Raw genomic sequence first — 19,597 nt, 5'->3', positions numbered from 1 at the left:
GCACTCCTCGACACCGACTCGTGCCCCGGGCGGCCCGGGGCACGGGTCACCGCAGGACGAGGGCGAGTGATCCGGCCACGACGATCACGGACTGCAGGCTGTGCACGATGATCGACAGCCAGGCGCTGGTGTAGCGGCGGGCCGGGTAGGCCAGCGCCACGCTGTCGAGCAGGATCTTCGGCATCGCCCACGGCATGTGCAGGTGGTAGGCGGCGAACAGGATCCCGTTGGCCAGCCAGTCGGCCCGTCCGAACACGCCGCGCATCCTGGGCAGCAGCAGCCCGCGGAAGAGCAGCTCCTCCCCGAGAACCGTGTTGAAGACCGCCATCACGACGATGACCGCGAACCAGGGCCAGTTGCCCGACAGGAAGTCGTGCCCCTCCTGGGACCTGAGCAATACGCCGAGGTCCCGGACGGCCGGCACCGGCAGCGAGGGGAGGAGCTGCTCCAGGCCGACGACGAGCACGGCCGGGACGAGCGCCCACCACACCCGTCCACCGACGCGTCCGGTCCGCGGGCTCCGCGGCGCACGCAACCACAGCGCGTCCTTGACGGCGGCCCACCGAAGTCGGCCGATCTCGCGTCGCAGCAGCACGAGCACCAGCACGCCCTGCCACACCAGGCCCACCGTCAGGCAGGCGATGAGCGCTTTCGGCCAGGCGGCCGGGCCGCTCAACCGGTCTGCCAGAACCGGGGTCACCACCCACGCCAGCACGGCCATCGGCAGCGCCGCCAGCGCCCACACCCCCAGCACGCGGCGGAGGCTGTACTGGGGAGGTGCGGCCCTCACAGCCGAGGGGGGTCCACTGTCGACGACGACGGCTCCACGCTCCAGCTCTCGGTCCACGTCACTCATGGTTCGAAGCGTGCGCCGCAAGGCCCCCGCCCGACATCCGGCATGGCCCTGAAGACCGTCCCGACCCGACCCTGACCCTGACCCTGACCCTGACCCTGACCTGAGCGAGCCCTCGAGCCCCGCCCCGGACCTGGTCCGACCTCAGGACACGACGATGGCGTCGGGCGTCGTCGTCGTCAGGCGCATCCGCACCGTCACCTCGTCGCCGACGCGCGGCGGCGTGATGCCCTCGGGCAGGGCGAGGAGGCTGCACTGCATGTGCGGCGGCTCGGCGAAGCGCGGCATCGTGCCCGACACGGTGAAGGGGGAGCGGACCCGGTGGGCCGCCTCGAGGACGCCCTCGGCGACGGCCACCGCGCGGGTGCGGGCCGTCGCGGCCGAGGACGGGCTCTCCATGGCGACGCCGTGCGACGTGCCGCCGCTGACGACGACGACGTGGCCGGCGGGCACCGGGCGCTGCCGGTAGCCGGCGCGGGCGCCGCGGCCGACGGCCCGCACGTCGAGGACGTGGGCGCGCACCTCGTAGGAGCCCTTGTCGGCGTACCACAGGTCGGTGCCGATGCGGGGCCGGAACTCGAGGCCTGGGTGGCGCCGGTGCAGCTCGGCGAGCTCGGCGGCGCTGACGTGCGAGACGTACCAGGTCAGCTCGCCCGGCACGGCGGCGACGAACCGGCTGATCTCCTCGACGTGGCCGGTGCCGAGCGGCAGGTGCAGCGTGACGCCCACGGCGTCGGCCTCCCCGACCAGGGCGGCGACCTCGGTCATCGGGGTGCCGAAGCGGTTCATCGACGTGAGCCCCTCGACGACGACCCGGGCCGTCGGGTTGGCGGCGCGCAGGGCGGCGAGGTCCTCGCGGGTCGTCACCGTGTGCACGGCACGACCGTGGGCGAGGTCGGGCAGGCCGGAGTGGATGGTGGTCCGGAACGGCTCCATGACGAGGACGTCGCCCCCGAACCAGCCGAGCGTCTCGGGCAGCTCGGCGTACGTGCCGATCGCGACCATCGGCACGCCGAGGCGCGCGGCCTCGGCGCAGAGCAGGTCGCGGCCGAAGCCGTACCCGTTGCCCTTGACCACGGGGACGAGGCCCGGGCGGTCGGCGAGGAACCGGTCGTGGGCCGCGCGCCAGCGCTCACCGTCGACGTGCAGCACGAAGGACACGAGGGGTCACCGCCGCTTCATGTAGAGGTCGAAGAGCTTGTACAGCAAGGGGTTCAGCGGAAGGTCCCACTCGCCGGCGAGGCGCACGGCCTCGCCACCGGTGCCGACCTTGAACCGGATCAGGCCGATGTGCGGGTTGTCGGCGGCGACGGTGTTGGTGATGCCGCGCAGGTCGTAGACGGTGGCGCCGGCGGCGAGGGAGTCGCGGATCATCTGCCACTGGATGGCCGTCGAGCCCTGCAGCTCGCGTTTGGCGGCCGTGGACGCGCCGTAGGAGTACCAGGCGTGCTCGCCGACGCGGATCCAGATCGTCGCGGCGAGCACGTCGCCCTCGTGCTCGGCGAGGTAGACGCGGATCCGATCCGGGTCCTCGGCCGACATGACGGCGTACATGTGCTCGAAGTACTCACGGCCGCGCGGCGTGAACCGGTCGCGCTCGGCGGTCTCGACGTAGACGCGGTGGAACGTGCCGAGGTCGGACGCGTCGCCGACGCGCACCGTGACGCCGTTCTTCGCGGTCTTCTTGATGTTGCGCCGCCACAGCTGGTTCATGCTCGCGAGCACGTCGGCCTCGTTGCGTCCGGCGAGCGGCACCTGGAACACGTACTCGGGCTGGCCTGCGGCGAAGCCGTCCTCGGGGGACAGGTGCGTGAAGCCGAGGCGTTCGAGCTCGGCGACGACGGCGGCGCCGACCGGCTCGACGACGTCGGGGGTGGCCTGGTCGTAGCGGCGCACGTCGTCGTCGGCGATGGCGGCCTTGATCGTGTCGGGGTGCCAGCGGTGCGTCGGCACGGGCGGCCCCAGGCGGAGGGCGAACGCCTTCTTGGCCTTGAGGTGGTCGCGCAGCGCCCGGAGCAGCTCGACGAGCCGCGGGGACGACCAGTCGATGACCGGACCCTCCGGCACGTAGGCGAGCGAGCGCCCGATGCGGGGCAGCGAGCGGTAGAGCACGAGGGCCGCACCGACCATCTGCTCGCCCTCGAAGAAGCCGACCGAGCCGTGCCTCCAGTCGCGCTTGACCTCTCCCCACGCCGGCGTCTGCAGGAAGCTCGCGGAGGGCTGGGTACGCAGCCACGCGAAGTGCTCGGCTGCGGTGATGTCACGGGCGGTGATGGGGGCGGTCACGGGGGCTCACGCTACCGGAGCGTGGCCGCCGCGCCCGACCCCGCCGGACGCGTCAGGCCCAGCCCATCGTCCGCGGGTCCGGGGGCAGCCGCGGGTTGAGCAGGTGGGCGACGAGAGCCGTCCACCCCGTCTGGTGAGTGGCGCCGAGGCCCTCGCCGGTGTCGCCGTCGAAGTACTCGGAGAAGGTCGGGTGCGCCGCCCAGAGCGGATCGGGGCTGGACTCGATGCGCTTGCCGTCGGCGGGACGCCGGCCGTCGACGGGCCGGAAGAGGTCGGTCAGCCCGCCGTCGATGACGTCCGCCGCCTCGTCGAGGGTGCACCAGTTGCCCGACCCCGTCGGGACCTCGATGGTGAAGTCGTCGCCGAAGTAGCGGCCGTAGGTGCGCAGCTTGTCGGCGAGGAGCACGTTGGTGGGGAACCACACCGGCCCGCGCCAGTTCGAGTTGCCGCCGAACATGCCGGTGCGCGACTCGCCGGGCTCGTACTCGATCGACACCGTCTCGTTGCCGACGCGTGCGGTCACGGCCTGGCGCTGCGCGGCCGACAGCGAGCGGATCCCGTACGGGGAGAGGAACTCCTCGGTGTCGAACATCCGCTCGAGGATGCGCCGCAGCCGCTTCGGTGGCACGAGGGTGAGCAGCATCTTGCCGTCCTCGCGGGCCAGCATCGGCTTGACGAGCTCGGGACGTCGCTCCTGGAGCCACTGGAACCGGCTCGTGACGTCGGGGCACTCCTCGATGACCCACGACGGGATCTCGGTGGCGCCGAGGATCGGCAGCAGCCCGACCATCGAGCGCACCCGCATGTGCGGCGCGCGGCCGTCGGGCTGGACGAGGACGTCGTAGTAGAACCCGTCCTCCTCGTGCCAGAGACTCTTGTCGCTCGAGCCGAAGTGGCGCATCGCCTGGGCGATCGACAGGAAGTGCTCGAGGAACTTCGTCGCGACGTCGTCCCACGCCTTGTCGGTGCGGGAGAGCTCGAGGGCGATCTTCAGCATCTGCTGGCAGTAGAAGGCCATCCAGCTCGTCGCGTCGGACTGCTCGAGGCGGAAGCCGGGCGGCAGCGGGGCCGACCGGTTGAACAGGCCGATGTTGTCCATCCCGAGGAAGCCGCCCTCGAAGAGGTTGGAGCCGTTGGCGTCCTTGCGGTTGACCCACCACGAGAAGTTGAGCAGCAGCTTGGTGAACACGCGGACGAGGAACTCTCGGTCGCGGTAGCCGTCGATGCGGTAGACGTGCCAGGCCGCCCAGGCGTGGACGGGCGGGTTGACGTCGCCGAACTCCCACTCGTACGCGGGCAGCTGGCCGTTGGGGGCCATGGCCCACTCGCGGCACATGAGGAGCAGCTGCTCCTTGGCGAACTCGGGGTCGACGTGGGCCAGGGGCAGGCAGTGGAAGGCGAGGTCCCACGCCGCGAACCACGGGTACTCCCACTCGTCCGGCATCGAGATGACGTCGGCGAGCGCGAGGTGCTTCCAGTGCTCGTTGCGGCCCTTCTTGCGCGACTCCGGCGTGCGCGGGCCCACCGGGTCGCCCTCGAGCCACTGGCGCACGTCGTAGCGGTAGAGCTGCTTGCCCCAGAGCAGTCCGGCGTAGGCGCGTCGGGCCACGTGCCGGTCGGACTCGTGCAGGGACGCGTCGATGACATGGCCGTAGAACTCGTCCGCCTCGGCGGAGCGCGTGGCGAGGACTTCGTCGAATCCCTCGCCGAACCAGTGCAGCCCGGGGTCGCCGGTCGCGAGGCGCAGGTCGACGGTCACCGTCTCACCGGGGGCCACCGACTCCCAGCGGTACCAGAACGAGCACTTGCTGCCGTAGCGGCCGGGGTTGACCGCCCGGGTGCGACCGTGCACGACGCGCTGGTTGATCGCGTCCTTGGGGTAGAGCGAGTGGTTGGCGTGGGCCTGCTCGCCGAAGAGGTGCTTGGCGTTGGTCTCGTTGTCGCAGAAGAGTGTTGTCGGCGAACCCGAGGCGGCGAGGACGTAGCGGCCGAGGAAGCCGTGGGTCACCTCGGCGGCCCGGAACCCGCGCGGCGGCCGCCCGTTCGGCCGAATCTCGTGCAGCTCGGTGACCCGGTCGTCGGTGCCCCACGCCCACGTGTTGCGCAGCCAGATCGTCGGCAGGAGGTGCAGCGGTGCGGCGTCGGGCCCGTGGTTGGTCGCGGTGATGCGGAGGCAGAGGTCGTCGGGCCCGGCCTTGGCGTAGGTCGTCGTCACGTCGAAGAAGCGGTTCTCGTCGAGGACGCCGGTGTCGCCGAGCTCGAACTCACGCTCGTCGCGGGTGCGTTCGCGGTTCTCGCGGCGCAGCTGCTCGTACGGGAACTCAGCCTGCGGGTAGCGGTAGAGCCACTGCATCCACGAGTGCGTCGGGGTGCCGTCGAGGGCCCACCAGTACTCCTTGGCGTCCTCGCCGTGGTTGCCCTCCTCGTTCGTCAGCCCGAAGAGCCGCTCCTTGAGGATCGGGTCCTTGCCGTTCCACAGCGCGACGGCGACGTTGAGGAAGCCGAAGCGGTCGCTGACTCCACCGAGGCCGTCCTCGCCCCAGCGGTAGGCGCGCGAGACCGCCTGGTCGAACGGGAACTCCGACCAGGCGTTGCCGCCCGAGGAGTAGTCCTCGCGGACCGTGCCCCACTGGCGGCCGGACAGGTACGGGCCCCAGAGACGCCACGGGGCGTCGTGTCCGGGGGAGGAGGCGAGCCGTGCGTGCTCCGGGCTGAGCGGCTCACCCGGGGGGATCGGGCTGTTCACGGACCCATGGTGGGGCATCCGTGTGAAAACGGCGTTACGGCCCCTCAGTCGCGCAGCGGCGTCAGGAGCCGGTGTGGTGCGCGGAGGCGGGCCGAGAGCGGGTTCGTCGGCGGGTCGGTGCTCGCTCCTGGGCCTGGTCGCGTCTCCAGGTCGCGAGCCGGGGGTGTCGACCCGCACGCGGGGCACCGGCCCGACGCGTCGAGGTCGGCGTCGCACGTCACGTGGCGGAAGAGGCGGCGCGGGCCGTCCGTCGAGGTCGTCGCATCGCCCCAGGAGATCAGGGCGTGGACCGCGGGCCACAGGGCCTCGCCGGAGGCCGTGAGGACGTACGCGTCGTGACCGCCCTGCGGGCGTCGCTCGAGGACGCCGGCGCCGACGAGAGCGCCGAGCCGCTGCGTCAGCACGGCCTTCGAGACGTCCATCCGGCGCCGGAAGTCGCTGAAACGGCTCACCCCGAGGAAGGCGTCGCGCACGATGAGCAGCGACCACCGCTCGCCGACGATCTCGAGTGCCTTCGCGAGCGAGCAGTCCTGTCCGGAGTAGTCCGTGCCGAGTGCCACGGAATGAATGTACGCCGTGGTCTGTTCAACAGACCAACTGCCGGACCATGGAGGACGTCATGTCGCACGACCGCACCGTTGCACCGCCGCAGGCCCCGACACCGGCGCCACCGCCCCACGCGTCCTCCACCGCCGACCAGCCACGACGCGCGCTCGCCGTCGCCGCGGTCGGCACGGTCCTCGCGCTCGTCGCGTTCACGGCACCGCTCGCCACCGTGGGCTCGGTCGCCGCCAGTCTCGGCGCCGACCTCGCCGGGCGCACATGGATCCTCAGCTCCATGGGCATCGGTCTCGGCGCCGCTCTGCTCACGGCCGGCACCCTCGCCGACGACCGGGGCCGCCGGCGTGTCCTCGTCGCCGGCCTCGTCGTGCTCGCCGCCTCGAGCGTCGTGGCGGCCCTGGCCGGAGGCACCTTCGTGTTCGTCCTCGCTCGGGTCGGCCAGGGCATCGGCGCGGCGGCGGTCGTCGCCGCGAGCCTCGGCCTCGTCGCGCACTGGTTCGAGCCCGGTCCGGCGCGCGCGGCCGCCAGCGGCGTCTGGGGCGCCAGCGTCGGCGCCGGCATCGCCCTCGGCCCGCTCCTCGCCAGCAGCCTCGACCGGTGGGCGTCCTGGCGTGCGGTGCACTGGCTCCTCGCCGCCGCAACCCTCGTCCTCGCGGCGCTCTCCCAGCGCGTGCTCGTGGAGAGCCGCTCGCACGAGCGCCGACCGCTCGACGTGCCCGGGGCGCTCCTGCTCGGCCTGTCCACGACCGCGTTCCTCGCCGCCCTCGTCGAGGGACGCACCGGGTGGGGCCGCCCCACCGTCCTGCTCCTGCTGGCCGTCGCCGTCGTCGCCGCGGGTGCCTTCGCGGTCACCGAGTGGCGCGTCCCCTTCCCGATGGTCGACCCGGCGCTCGCCCGCGACGGACGCTTCGTCGCCGCCACGGCGGCGGCGCTCGCCACCGGCGCCGGCATCATCGGCCTGCTGTCGTTCCTGCCCGGCTTCCTCGCCCTCGCCCTGGGACTCGCGCCGACGACCGCCGCCGTCCTCTTCCTCGCGTGGTCCGGCACCAGCGTCGTCTTCGCCCTGCTGGCGCGTCGTCTCCCCGCGCGGTGGTCGGGGCGGGCCCAGCTGGCCGGCGCCCTCGTCGTCGTCGCCGCGGGCCAGCTCGCCCTGTCGGGTCTCGCACCGGGCGCCTCGTGGGGACGCTTCGTGCCGGGCCTGCTCGTCGCGGGCGTCGGCAGCGGCGTCCTCAACGCGGCCCTCGGGCGCGAGGCGGTCGCCAGCGTCCCGGCCGGGCGCGGCGGCATGGGCAGCGGGGCCAACAACACGGCCCGCTACCTCGGCTCGTCCCTCGGGGTCACCGTCGTGTCCGTCGTCGTCGCGGCGCACGCCGGCACTGCCGGCGCCGCCGGATCCGGGCCCACCGGCCTCGTCGCGGGGTGGAACGTCGCGGCATGGGTCACCGCCGGCTTCTCGCTCGCCGGGGCGCTCGTCGTCGCGCTGACGATGCTCCTCGACCGACGTGCCGAGGCAGTCGGACGCAAGGCTGCCGGCGCGAAGGCTTGACCTTCGACCCGGTCGAGGGGTCAGGCTGACGCCCATGCCCGTCCCGACCGATCCCGACCGCCTCCTCACCATCGGGGAGGTGGCCCGCGCCAGCGGCCTGTCCGCGAGCGCCCTGCGCTTCTACGACCGAGAAGGCGTCCTCGTGCCCGCCGACGTCGACGCCTTGACCGGCTACCGCCGCTACGCCGCCGGCCAGCTGCGTGCCGCCCGGCTCGTCGCGTCGCTGCGACGCGTCGGGATGCCCCTCGCCGACGTGTCGGTCGTCCTCGAGCAGGACGCGCGGGGCGAGGTGCAGGCCGCCCGCGACGTCGTCGCGGCCCACGAGCAGCGTCTCGTCGACGGGTTGCGCGACGCGCGGGTCGAGATCGCCCGCACCCTGGGGCTGCTCGGCGACGGCGACGGGTGCCGCGTCCGCGTCCGGGCCCTTGACCTCGCGGACGCGGTGCGGGCGGTCCGGTTCGCCGTCGCCCCAGGCGTGCCCGTGGCGGGCGCCCCCGACGGCCGCGACCTCACGGTGCTGACCGGTGTCCTCGTCGAGGTGACCGCAGACGCGGTGCGCCTCGTCGCCACCGACCGGTACCGGATGGCCGTGGCAGAGGTCCCGCGTGCCGATGTGTCCGGCACCGCCGCGGGTGCGGCGTCCGCCGTCCTCGCCTCCGTCGTCGCCCCGGTCACGTGGGCCGACGCGATCGCCGAACGGTGCGGCGCCACCGCCGCAGCCGGGTACGACGGGTCGCGGCCCGTCCTGCTCGACGTGGGCGCGGGGGCGCTCGCCGCGCGGGTCGAGGACCCCGACGCCGGGGGAGCGGCCCACGTGGTCGAGGCGGAGGCGGTGTCGGGGACCTTTCCCGACCACCGCGGCATCGTCGAGCCGATCGGCACCACGGTGTCGGCGGTGTCGGCCCTCGCCGCAGGACTCGCGGGCCGCCTGCCCGTCGAGGCCGACCGCGTCGGGCTCGCCCTGCGCGTCGACGGCGTCGACGTCGTGCCCGACGCCGAGGCCGACGTGTTCGTCGACCCCGAGTTCCTCCACGAGGCGCTCGCCGCGGCGGGTCCGACCCCCACCCTCGTGCTCGACGGGCCGACGCGCCCGCTCGCGATCCGCGGCGGCGGCGCCGGCTTCTCGGTGCTCATGCCGGTGGCCGTCCCGTGAGCCTCCTCGCGCACCTCTGCCGCACCTGTGGCCACCAGTCGGCGTGGCACGAGGGCGGCAACGGCGGCTACACGCCGTGCCGGTGCTGTCGGGCCGGCGCGACGGACCCCGACCCCGAACCGACGCTCCTGCCGACGTGGAGCTCGCCGGGCGGGCGTCCCGAACCGCTGTGGGCGCCCGGCGCGCGTCGGAACGTCGGCACGATGCACGCGTCGACCACGTGCGCCTGCGGCGCCTGCCACTCGGCTGCAGCACAGCCGCTTGCGTCGGAGGACGCGCCGTCGACGCGGGCGGCGGGATAAGGCGTCGAGGGCACGTCCGGCGGGCTCCTAGAATGGTGGGGTTGTCCGGCCGCTGACGAAGTGCGGCACACCGAGGAGGAATGCCGTGATCGTCGCCACCGGGATCGAGCTGCGTGCTGGCGCGCGCCTGCTGCTGGAGGACGCCAGCTTCCGCGTCGACTCCGGCGACCGCATCGGCCTCGTCGGCCGCAACGGCGCCGGCAAGACCACCCTGACCAAGGTCCTCGCGGGCGAGGGCATGCCCGCCGCCGGCACCGTGACCCGCACCGGCGCCGTCGGCTACCTGCCGCAGGACCCCCGCACCGGCGACCTCGAGATCCTCGCTCGCGACCGCATCCTGTCGGCTCGCGGCCTCGACACCATCGTCCGCGACCGCGCCGCGGCCGAGGTGCGGATGGGCAGCGACGACGAGAAGGTCCGCGACAAGGCCATGCGCAAGTACGCGCGGCTCGAGGTCGAGTTCGAGGCCCAGGGCGGGTACGCCTCCGAGTCCGAGGCCGCCTCGATCGCCAGCGCCCTCGGGCTCGAGGAGCGCATCCTCTCGCAGCCGCTCCGCACGCTCTCCGGAGGTCAGCGGCGCCGCGTCGAGCTCTCGCGGATCCTCTTCTCCGGCAACGAGACCCTGCTGCTCGACGAGCCGACCAACCACCTCGACGCCGACTCGATCGTCTGGCTGCGCGAGTACCTGCGCGCCTACAAGGGCGGGCTCATCATCATCAGCCACGACGCCGAGATGCTCGACGCCGTCGTCAACAAGGTCTACCACCTCGACGCCAACCGCTCGGCGCTCGATGTCTACAACGTCGGCTGGAAGACCTACCTCCAGTCGCGCGAGACCGACGAGAAGCGCCGCCGCCGCGAGCTGCAGAACGCCCAGAAGAAGGCCGGCGCGCTGCTGGCCCAGGCCGACAAGATGCGGGCCAAGGCCACCAAGGCGGTCGCCGCGCAGAACATGGCCAAGCGGGCCGAGCGCCTCCTCGCCGGCGTCGAGGGCGAGCGCGTGCAGGACAAGGTGGCCAAGCTGCGCTTCCCCAAGCCCGCGGCGTGCGGTCGCACGCCGCTGCGCGCGTCGGGCCTGTCCCGCTCGTACGGCTCGCTCGAGGTGTTCACCGACGTCGACCTCGCCATCGACCGGGGCAGCCGGGTCGTCGTGCTCGGCCTCAACGGCGCGGGCAAGACGACGCTGCTGCGGATGCTCGCCGGCGTCGATGCCCCCGACACCGGCGAGGTCGAGCCCGGCCACGGGCTGCGCCTCGGCTACTACGCCCAGGAGCACGAGAACCTCGACGTCGGGCGGACCGTCCTGGAGAACATGAAGTCGTCGGCGCCCGACCTCGGCGAGACCGAGGTGCGCAAGGTGCTCGGCTCGTTCCTCTTCTCCGGCGACGACGCGCTCAAGCCGGCGGGTGTGCTCTCCGGTGGTGAGAAGACGCGCCTGTCGCTGGCGATGCTCGTCGTGTCGTCCGCCAACGTCCTGCTCCTCGACGAGCCGACGAACAACCTCGACCCGGCCTCGCGCGAGGAGATCCTCGGCGCGCTCAAGACCTACGAGGGCGCCGTCGTCCTCGTGACGCACGACGAAGGAGCCGTGGAGGCCCTCGAGCCCGAGCGCATCCTCCTGCTGCCCGACGGCGTCGAGGACCTCTGGGGCCCGGACTACCGCGACCTCATCTCGCTCGCCTGAGAGGTTTTCCGATCTCCGGCCGCTACCTTGGCGGCATGGCACGCGGCATGCGGCGGCGACACCACGAGGTCCGCAGCAGCACCGGCGAGCACCGGCTGTGGCCGACGCTCGCCATCCTCGTAGCGATCGCTGCCTACGCGGCGCTGCCCGAGAGCCTGCTCGTCGGGCCGCGCCTGGCCATCCCCGCGGTCGAGCTGGCGCTGCTCGTCGCGCTGCTCGTGACGAACCCGACGCGTCTGGTCCGCCAGACCCGCTGGTCGCGAGGCGTGTCCATCGCCCTCGCGTGCGTCGTCATCGCCGCCAACCTCGTCGCCCTCGGGATGCTCGTACGCACCCTGACCTCGGCACAGCCCGGCGGTATGCCGCTGCTGCTGGCCGGCCTGCAGGTCTGGCTGACGAATGTCATCGGCTTCGGCCTGCTGTTCTGGGAGGTCGACCGCGGCGGTCCGGTGGCCCGGCACACGCTCTCACGCGAACGGCTGCCACCGGCCGACTGGCGCTTCTCCCAGGACGAGAACCGTGACACCGTCGTCGAGGTCGCGGCGACGTCGGCGGAACGGAGCAACTGGCGTCCGGAGTTCGTCGACTACCTCTACGTGTCGCTGACGAACTCGAGCGCGTTCAGCCCGACCGACACGATGCCGCTGTCCACCCGGGCCAAGGCGCTGATGGGCCTCGAGGCGACGGCGGCCCTGCTCACCTCGCTCCTCGTCGTCGCCCGGGCGGTGGGCGCGCTCGGGAGCGGTGGCGGCTAACCATAACTGCTGCCTGTGGATCACATAATGGATGGTTATTGTATCTGCGGAGCCGTCCTGCCACTCTGAACGGCATGCCCACCGACCACACCCTCACGTGCCCGTTCTGCGCGGGCGAGGACGTCACGCCGTTCCCGGACCCGACCGCCGCGTGGTCGTGCCTGGACTGCGCGCGCGTCTTCCGGGTCGAGGTCGTGCAGCCGGCGTCGGTCACCGGCTGGGGCGTGCTCCGCGCCGTCCTGCCGGTCCGGTCGGCCACGGCGCCCGTCGCGCCCGTCACGCCCGTCGCCGCCTGAGGTGACCCGCCGGTAGCCTGCGGGCCATGACGTCGACGCAGACCGACCGGCCGCACCCGCACCTGCGCGTCGAGACCGCGGGGCCCGTGCGCACCCTCGTGCTCGACCACCCGGACAAGCGCAACGCCCAGACGCCGTCGCTCTGGGCTGCGCTCGCCGAGCAGGCCCGGTCGGTGCCCGACGACGTCCGCGTCGTGGTCCTGCGCGGTGAGGGACCGGCCTTCTCCGCGGGCATCGACACCGCGATGTTCACGCCCGAGGGTGTGCCGGGCGAGGAGAGCGTCTTCTCCCTGGCCGAGGGCGGACCGGCGGACATCCAGGCGGGCATCGCGCGCTACCAGGAGGGCTTCACAGCCTGGGCGCAGTGCCCGGCCGTCGTCGTGGCGCAGGTGCACGGCTACGCCATCGGGGCCGGGTTCCAGCTCGCCCTCGCCGCCGACCTGCGCCTCGCGGCCCTCGACGCGTGGTTCGCGATGCGTGAGACGAGCCTCGGTCTCGTGCCCGACCTCGGCGGCACCGGTCCGCTCGTCCACCTCGTCGGGTACGCCCGCGCCCTCGAGCTGTGCGCCACCGGCCGCCCCGTCTCGGCTCCGGAGGCGCACGCCATGGGCCTGCTCACCTCCATGGCGCCCGCGGCCGACCTCGACGACGCCACCGCCTCGCTCGTCGCGGCCCTGCTCGAGGCTCCCGACGAGGCCCTGCGCGCCCTGAAGCCGCTGCTGCGCGCCGCCGTCACCAACGACGCCGAGGCCCAGCTGCACGCCGAGCGCGAAGCCCAGACGGGCCTGCTGCTCGGGATGCTCGGCCGCCTGCGCCCCGACGCGTCCTGACCCACCGCGTCGCCTGCGAGGTCGTCTGCGAGGTCGGCCGTGGGGCCGGCCGGGAATCGGCGTCGGTGGTCCGCGGTTGGATGATGGAGGAGCAGCCGGACGGACGGCTGACCGTGGACCAGGAGGAAACAGCCCGTGGGCATGCAGCCGTGGATGGCGATGCGGTCGATGTCGCGCGACTCGTCGGTGGCCGAACGCCGGCTGGCGCCCGGCACGCGTCGTCGAGTCCTCGGCTACGCCCGCCCGTTCCGTTCCGACATCGCGGCGTTCCTCGTCGTCGTCGTGCTCGACTCGCTGCTCGTCGTCGCGGTCCCGTTGCTGCTCAAGGCGATCGTCGACGACGGTGTGGTGCCCAAGGACTCCGGCGTCGTCGTGAAGCTCTCCCTGCTCGTGGCGGTCATCGCGGTCGTCGACGTGCTCTTCACGATCGTGTCGCGCTGGTACTCCGCGCGCATCGGTGAGGGGCTGATCAACGACCTGCGCGTCGAGGTCTTCGGCCACGTGCTGCGTCAGCCCATCGCGTTCTTCACCCGCGCCCAGACCGGCTCGCTCGTCTCGCGCCTCAACAACGACGTGGTCGGCGCGCAGCAGGCCTTCACCTCGGTGCTGTCGAACGTCGTCAGCAACGTCGTGTCGGTCGTCCTCGTCGTCGGGGCGATGTTCGCCCTCTCGTGGCAGCTCACCCTCGGCTCGCTGCTGCTCGTCCCGCTCTTCCTCATCCCGGCCCGGCTCATGGGGCGGCGGCTCGCGGCCCTCGCGCACCGGCAGATGACCCTCAACGCCGACATGGGCACGCGGATGACCGAGCGCTTCAACGTCGCCGGTGCGCTGCTCGTCAAGCTCTTCGGCTCGCCCGTGCGGGAGGAGGCCGAGTATGCCGACCGTGCCGGCCGCGTCCGTGACATCGGCATCGAGATCGCCGTCAACCGCACGCTCTTCATGGCAGGGCTCACCTTCGTGGCGGCGCTCGCGACGGCGATGGTCTACGGCTTCGGCGGCGTCATGGCCGTGAACGGCACCCTGTCGGTCGGCACGCTGCTCGCCCTCGCGGCCCTGCTCGCACGCCTCTACGGCCCGCTCACGTCGCTGTCCAACGTCCGCGTCGACATCATGACCGCGCTCATCTCCTTCGAGCGCGTCTTCGAGGTGCTCGACCTCGAGCCCCTCGTCAAGGAGCGCCCCGGCGCGGTGGCCCTGCCGGCCGGGCCGCTCGGGGTCACGCTCGAGGACGTCTCGTTCCGCTACCCGTCCGCCGACGAGATCTCCCTCGCCTCCCTCGAGTCCGTCGCCTCGGGCGACCGCCGGGGCAGCGGCGTCGTGCTCCACGACATCGACGTCGACGTGCCCGCCGGTTCGCTCGTGGCGCTCGTCGGCCCGTCCGGCGCGGGCAAGACCACCCTGACCTCGCTCGTCGCGCGCCTCTACGACCCGAGCGGCGGCGCCGTCCGCATCGGCGGCGTCGACCTGCGCGACGTGACGATGGACTCGCTGCGCGACCGCGTCGGCGTCGTGACGCAGGAGGCGCACCTCTTCCACGACACGATCCGCGCCAACCTGCTGTACGCCCGCCCCGACGCCACCGACGAGCAGGTCGCCGCCGCGCTGCGCGCTGCGCAGATCAGCGAGCTCGTCGAGGAGCTGCCCGAGGGCCTCGACACCGTCGTCGGCGACCGCGGCCACCGGCTCAGCGGCGGCGAGAAGCAGCGGTTCGCCATCGCCCGACTGCTGCTCAAGGCGCCTGACGTCGTCGTCCTCGACGAGGCCACGGCCCACCTCGACTCCGAGTCCGAGGTGGCGGTGCAGCGCGCCCTCGACGCCGCCCTCGAGGGGCGCACCTCCATCGTCATCGCGCACCGCCTCTCGACGATCCGCCAGGCCGACCTCATCGTCGTCCTCGACCACGGCCGCGTCGTCGAGACCGGGCGCCACGCCGAGCTGCTCGCGCGTGGCGGGCTCTACGCGGACCTGCACGCCACGCAGTTCGACGAGAAGGCCGTCGAGCGCGCCGGCTGAACGCCGTCCGCGGAGGCGTGCGAGGCGTCGTCCGAGGTGGGGACGCCTACGCGTCCTCCTCGTCCCAGATCCGGACCTTCTTGGGCTTGGCGGGCCGAGCCGGACGCGGAGGTGCCACGGGGCGCGACCCGGCCGCCTCGCCGTCGGGCGCCTCCTCCTGCTCGAGCAGCAGCTCGCGGCGCATGGCCCACCAGACGAAGACGACGCCGCCGGGCATGAAGAGCCACCACTGGTAGGCGTAGGCCTGGTGCGGGCCGAGGTCCTGGTCCGGGCGCGGCAGCGGGCGCACGGGGTGCGAGCCCGAGGCTGGCGCCGGCTGCTGGGCGCCGACGACGACGTACAGGTCGAGCGGCGAGAGCCCGGGCACCTGGGCCCGGGCGTCGGGCAGGTCGATGCTGGCCAGCTGCGGGCGCGGGAGGTCGCGGCCCAGGCTCGGTTCGTCGGTCCGCAGCCAGCCTGTCACGGTGACCTCGCCGCCCGGTGCGGCGTCGGCCGGGGGCGTCGTCTCGGCGTTCTCGGCGTTGGGCACCCAGCCACGGTCGAGCAGGACGGTGCGGCCTCCCGTCGTGAACGGCGTCAGCACCTCGAAGCCGACCGTCTGGTCGAGCGTCCGGTTGCGCACGAGCAGGTCGGTGCCCTGGGTGTAGGTGCCCGTCAGGGTGACGCGGGTCCACTGCCGTTCGGGGGAGAGGGGGCCGGCCGCGAGGGCCTGCTCCAGCGGGACCGGCCTCGCGTCGTAGTGCTGGGCGATGGCGTCGGCCTTGGTCTGCTTGTCCTCGTGCCGGTGCCACTGCCAGAGCCCGAGGTAGAAGCACGCGACGCCGAAGAGGACCCCGAGGAGGGTCCCGACCAGCCAGCGCCGGGTCAACCACAGTCTGAGCACGCCTCGACGGTACCCGGACCCGCTGAGGGCCACGGAGACCGGTCGGCCGCCGTCAGGTCCGGGGGATCTTGCCCGCGTCGAACTCACCGGTCTCGGCCAGGGTGCTGGCCACCGTGCGGAGCTTCTCGTTGAGCCGTTTGGACGAGTGCCGCAGGGCGTCGAAGGCCTGCTCGGGGGTGAGCTTGAGGCGTTCCATGAGGATGCCCTTGGCCTGGCCGATGACGTCCCGTGAGACCAGGGCCTCGCTCAGCTGCTGCGTCTGGTCGTGCAGGTGGCTCCGCTCGCGGACGACGGCCGCCGCCATGGAGGCGTGTGCCGCCAGGATGAGCCCGATCTGCTGCGCCTCGGCGCTGAACGCGTCGGGTGTGCTGCCGTAGGTGTTCAGCGACCCGGTCGTGCCTGTACGGGTGGGGTCCCCGACGCGTGGTGACCCCGCGGACGCAAGGCGGTACGAGGCCGCGGCACACGCGCCCAGCTCGACCGGACGCGAGCCCAGGGTCGGCCAGCGGGGGTCGGGAAAGGCCCGCGCGTAGACGACGGGGGCCTCCACGGCGTCAAGGCACGGGCCCTCACCGGCGACGTACTGGGCACGGTCGACCGCCGATGCGTTCGCGGCCGTCGACGCGGCGGTCCGGTAGGCGCCCTTCTCGAAGAGGGTGACGCTGGCCATCTCGCACCCGGCGACGGTGTCGACCGCGGCCTGGGCGATGCGGTGGAGCACGGCGTCGTAGGAGTCGGCGCCGTAGAGGTTCTCGGCGATGGCGGCGAACGTCGCTGCCAGCCGTGTCGTCGGTCTCGCCTCCTGGCGGAGGCCTGCTGCCTCGTCGCGGGCATCGGCGGCTTCGTCCCGGTCCTCATGGGCCTGCTCGCGGCCCTGCCGTGCCTGTTCGCGGGCATGGCTTGCTCCAGCCCGTTCGGCTCGCTCGGTGGCGTCGGGCGCGAACGCGAGGCGCGATGCGCGCAGGTCGAGAAGGCGTTCCCGTTCGTCGAGCGCGGACTCGCGGGCGTCGGCCGTCAGGTCGCGCGCATCGGCGACCTCGTCTCGCTCGGCGGCCAGATCGTCTCGGTGGTCCGCGACGAAGTCGCGCTTCTCAGCGGCCCACACGCTCTCGTCGTCGGGTGCGTGCTCAGCCATCGGATCCCGCCTCCTCCACGACACTGCCCTGCCTGGACTCTATGCCTGTGCGCTGCCTCGGGTCCGGCAGATGTCACCGTCGAGGGACCGGCCGCGGCGTGCGTCCGCAGCGTCGTGCCGGTGTCGTGCAGCATCGGCGCGGTCACCTGATCCGGCTCGTCGCCCCTGCGGCCTAGAGTGGGTGGCATGACCGTCCTTCCCGACCCGAGCGTTCGACCGGCAGGCCTGGCCGACCAGTTCGGCCGGGTGGCGCGCGACCTGCGCGTATCGGTCACCGACCGCTGCAACCTGCGGTGCACGTACTGCATGCCGGCCGAGGGCCTGCCGTGGATGCCGCGGGCCGAGATGCTCACCGACGAGGAGATGCTGCGCCTGATCGGGCTCTTCGTCCGCGACGGCGTCACCCAGGTGCGCCTGACCGGCGGTGAGCCACTGCTGCGTCGCTCGCTCGTCGACCTCGTCGCGGGCATCGCCGCGCTCGAGCCGCGGCCGCGCATCGCCATGACCACCAACGGCGTCGGCCTCGAGCGGGTTGCCTTGGGGCTCAAGGAGGCCGGCCTCGACCGCGTCAACGTCAGCCTCGACACCATCGACTCCGAGACGTTCACCCACCTGACCCGCCGCGACCGGCTTGCCGACGTCGAGGCGGGCCTCAAGGCGGCGGCCGACGCCGGGCTGACCCCGGTCAAGGTCAACGCGGTCGCGATGCGCGGCGTCAACGACGACTCGGTTGCCGACGTCCTCGCGTGGTGCCTCGAGCGCGGCTATGAGCTGCGCTTCATCGAGCAGATGCCCCTCGACGCCCAGCACGCGTGGGACCGCCGCGACATGGTCACGGCCGACGAGATCCGCGCCCGGCTCTCGCAGCGCTGGCAGCTGACCCCGCTGCCGGCCGCCGACCGCGGCAGCGCGCCGGCCGAGCGCTTCCTCGTCGACGGCGGGCCCGAGACCGTCGGCATCATCGCCAGTGTCTCGGCGCCGTTCTGCGCCGCCTGCGACCGCACGCGGCTCACCGCCGACGGCCAGGTGCGCAACTGCCTCTTCTCGACCACCGAGACCGACCTGCGCGGCCCGATGCGTGACGGCGCGTCCGACGACGAGCTGCTCGGGCTCATGCGCGGCGAGATGTGGCGCAAGCGGCGCGGCCACGGCATCGGCGAACCGGGCTTCGTGCAGCCGGAGCGGCCGATGTCGGCCATCGGCGGCTAGGTCATCCCACCTCGGCGGGCCGGGTCCGTCGCGCTGGGCCGGCCTGCAGACCGGGTTTCACCCACGTCCGTCAGGATGGGCCGACAGGACGTCCGCCGTCATGCGCACGTCGGCGTAGGCGTCACCGAGGGCGCAGATGAAGGCGGCGTGCACGGCCCGCCCCTCCACGTGGGTGCCGGCGAACTCGAGGTCGGGCGCCGCGCACGCGTCCGCCACCACCGTGACCACGTGGCCGAGGTCCGACGCTGCCCGGACCGTGGCGTCGACGCACATGCTCGTCATCATCCCGGCGACGACGAGCCTCGCACCGGTGTGGGCCTCGATCTCGGACTGCAGACCGGTCTCGAGGAAGGCGTTCGGGTGGTGCTTGACGATCACGGTCTCACCGGGACGGGGCGTGACCCGCGGGTCGAGCTCGGCCCCCGGTGTTCCCGACACGAGGAAGCCGGCATCCGGCTCGAGGCTCTCGTGGCGCACGTGGATGACCGGCAGCCCCCGCTCCCGGAAGGCAGAGAGCAGGGACGCGGCCTGACCTGCTGCGTCGTCGGGACCGACGAGGGGCATGCGGCCGCCCGGGAAGTAGTCACGCTGGATGTCGATCAGCACGAGGACCTCGCTCATGACGGGAACGCTACCGGCGTCGTCGGTCCGTCGGGAGGGCGCGACGCGTCAGCCGTCGGCGTCGGTGAGGGCCTCGACGGGGACGACCTCGATGAGGAACCCACGCAGCGCGACGAAGTCGGCGAGCGAGGTGCGGTGGTCCTCGCAGGCCAGCCAGACCTTGCGGCGGTCGGCGGCGTGCAGCTTCGGGTTGTTCCACACGACCGCGTGCCGTGCCGTGGCCCGGCAGCCCTTGGCGCTGCAGACGTGCTCGGGCGTGCCGGCGGGCTCGGCGGGGCCGCGCGAGGGGAGGACGCTCACCGGCGGCTCAGCGCTCGAGGCGGTGCGTGTCGTCGGGCTGGGGTGTCACGGACTGGATCGAGCCGGGCGCCCGCGGGCTCACCGCGTTGGCGATGACGACCGCGAAGTACGGGATGACGACCGCACCGGCGACGGCGGCCCACCGCACCCAGCCCGACGTGACGAAGACGAGCCCGAAGCACGCGACGCGGATCCCCATCATGATGAGGTAGCGCTTCATGCGCGCGTCCTGGTCGTCGGTCGTCGACGTCGCCGCGGAGGTGACGGTGTGGACCACCGGTCGGTCGTTGCTACGTGCCACCCATCCACTCTAGGTCGCCGTCCGGCCGACGCACACAGTGCTGTCTACCCTTGGGTAGTCCGTTAGGTTTCGGGGCAGCACCAGACAGCACCGATGGAGCTCCCGAGGCCGGCCGACGCGCCA

At 73.0% G+C, this 19,597-nt stretch carries 18 protein-coding genes; 8 read left to right on the top strand and 10 right to left on the bottom strand.

Going from position 1 to position 19,597, the window contains the following annotated elements; translation table 11 throughout:
- Window positions 1-46: 46 nt before the first annotated feature.
- The 5 genes from RY076_RS16530 to RY076_RS16510 all read right to left on the bottom strand — a co-directional run bounded on the left by RY076_RS16530 (window position 47) and on the right by RY076_RS16510 (window position 6,445).
- A complete protein-coding gene (locus RY076_RS16530; protein WP_323100021.1) occupies window positions 47-754 on the bottom strand; it encodes a CPBP family intramembrane glutamic endopeptidase in 708 nt (235 codons plus the stop codon).
- Between the two features lie 243 nt (window positions 755-997).
- On the bottom strand, window positions 998-2,014 hold the full coding sequence (locus RY076_RS16525; RefSeq protein ID WP_323100019.1) for an alanine racemase: 1,017 nt from the start codon (window positions 2,012-2,014) through the stop codon (window positions 998-1,000).
- Between the two features lie 6 nt (window positions 2,015-2,020).
- A complete protein-coding gene (locus tag RY076_RS16520) occupies window positions 2,021-3,139 on the bottom strand; it encodes a lipid II:glycine glycyltransferase FemX (protein WP_323100018.1) in 1,119 nt (372 codons plus the stop codon).
- A gap of 52 nt (window positions 3,140-3,191) precedes the next feature.
- Complete coding sequence (locus tag RY076_RS16515; RefSeq protein ID WP_323100016.1) at window positions 3,192-5,885, bottom strand: MGH1-like glycoside hydrolase domain-containing protein; 2,694 nt, start codon at window positions 5,883-5,885, stop codon at window positions 3,192-3,194.
- 44 nt (window positions 5,886-5,929) lie between these two features.
- Window positions 5,930-6,445 carry a winged helix-turn-helix transcriptional regulator gene (locus RY076_RS16510; RefSeq protein WP_323100014.1) on the bottom strand — a complete coding sequence of 172 codons (516 nt, stop codon included), beginning with the start codon at window positions 6,443-6,445 and terminating at the stop codon, window positions 5,930-5,932.
- Between the two features lie 59 nt (window positions 6,446-6,504).
- Here RY076_RS16510 and RY076_RS16505 point away from each other — a divergent pair, with 59 nt between their 5' ends.
- From RY076_RS16505 to RY076_RS16475, 7 genes are all read left to right on the top strand, one after another.
- Window positions 6,505-7,992 carry an MFS transporter gene (locus RY076_RS16505; RefSeq protein WP_323100012.1) on the top strand — a complete coding sequence of 496 codons (1,488 nt, stop codon included), beginning with the start codon at window positions 6,505-6,507 and terminating at the stop codon, window positions 7,990-7,992.
- A 34-nt stretch (window positions 7,993-8,026) separates the two neighbouring features.
- Entirely contained in the window at window positions 8,027-9,145 is a 1,119-nt protein-coding gene (locus RY076_RS16500; RefSeq protein WP_323100010.1) for a DNA polymerase III subunit beta family protein, read from the top strand.
- Window positions 9,146-9,532: 387 nt separating this feature from the next.
- Window positions 9,533-11,131 carry an ABC-F family ATP-binding cassette domain-containing protein gene (locus RY076_RS16495; protein ID WP_323100008.1) on the top strand — a complete coding sequence of 533 codons (1,599 nt, stop codon included), beginning with the start codon at window positions 9,533-9,535 and terminating at the stop codon, window positions 11,129-11,131.
- Between the two features lie 35 nt (window positions 11,132-11,166).
- Window positions 11,167-11,886 (top strand): hypothetical protein, encoded by a 720-nt coding sequence (locus tag RY076_RS16490; RefSeq protein ID WP_323100006.1) that lies wholly within the window; start codon window positions 11,167-11,169, stop codon window positions 11,884-11,886.
- Window positions 11,887-11,960: 74 nt separating this feature from the next.
- Entirely contained in the window at window positions 11,961-12,182 is a 222-nt protein-coding gene (locus tag RY076_RS16485; RefSeq protein ID WP_323100004.1) for a hypothetical protein, read from the top strand.
- A 26-nt stretch (window positions 12,183-12,208) separates the two neighbouring features.
- Window positions 12,209-13,012, top strand: coding sequence for an enoyl-CoA hydratase/isomerase family protein (locus RY076_RS16480; RefSeq protein WP_323100003.1), 804 nt, complete (start codon window positions 12,209-12,211; stop codon window positions 13,010-13,012).
- Window positions 13,013-13,153: 141 nt separating this feature from the next.
- The gene (locus RY076_RS16475; protein WP_323100197.1) at window positions 13,154-15,025 is read left to right on the top strand and encodes an ABC transporter ATP-binding protein; all 1,872 of its coding nucleotides are present in this window, start codon (window positions 13,154-13,156) and stop codon (window positions 15,023-15,025) included.
- 46 nt (window positions 15,026-15,071) lie between these two features.
- On the opposite strand, the gene RY076_RS16470 is transcribed toward RY076_RS16475, so the two are convergent.
- Entirely contained in the window at window positions 15,072-15,908 is an 837-nt protein-coding gene (locus RY076_RS16470) for an SURF1 family cytochrome oxidase biogenesis protein (RefSeq protein ID WP_323100001.1), read from the bottom strand.
- 52 nt (window positions 15,909-15,960) lie between these two features.
- Window positions 15,961-17,043, bottom strand: coding sequence for an ANTAR domain-containing protein (locus RY076_RS16465; RefSeq protein ID WP_323100000.1), 1,083 nt, complete (start codon window positions 17,041-17,043; stop codon window positions 15,961-15,963).
- Between the two features lie 186 nt (window positions 17,044-17,229).
- On the opposite strand from RY076_RS16465, the gene moaA reads away from it, so the two are divergent.
- Entirely contained in the window at window positions 17,230-18,252 is a 1,023-nt protein-coding gene (gene moaA, locus RY076_RS16460) for a GTP 3',8-cyclase MoaA (RefSeq protein ID WP_323099998.1), read from the top strand.
- Window positions 18,253-18,309: 57 nt separating this feature from the next.
- On the opposite strand, the gene RY076_RS16455 is transcribed toward moaA, so the two are convergent.
- From RY076_RS16455 to RY076_RS16445, 3 genes are read right to left on the bottom strand one after another with little or no spacing between them, the layout of a single operon-like run.
- Window positions 18,310-18,873, bottom strand: a complete 564-nt coding sequence (locus RY076_RS16455; protein ID WP_323099996.1) for a cysteine hydrolase family protein — start codon at window positions 18,871-18,873, stop codon at window positions 18,310-18,312.
- Between the two features lie 48 nt (window positions 18,874-18,921).
- Entirely contained in the window at window positions 18,922-19,173 is a 252-nt protein-coding gene (locus tag RY076_RS16450) for a hypothetical protein (protein WP_323099994.1), read from the bottom strand.
- 7 nt (window positions 19,174-19,180) lie between these two features.
- Window positions 19,181-19,474, bottom strand: a complete 294-nt coding sequence (locus RY076_RS16445; protein WP_323099992.1) for a DUF3099 domain-containing protein — start codon at window positions 19,472-19,474, stop codon at window positions 19,181-19,183.
- Window positions 19,475-19,597 lie beyond the last annotated feature (123 nt).

It is taken from the genome of Intrasporangium zincisolvens, from assembly GCF_034724055.1.
Classification (GTDB): Bacteria; Actinomycetota; Actinomycetes; order Actinomycetales; family Dermatophilaceae; genus Monashia; species Monashia zincisolvens.
Note: the sequence above shows the minus strand (reverse complement) of the source record. Positions and strands in the feature narration are given on the sequence as shown.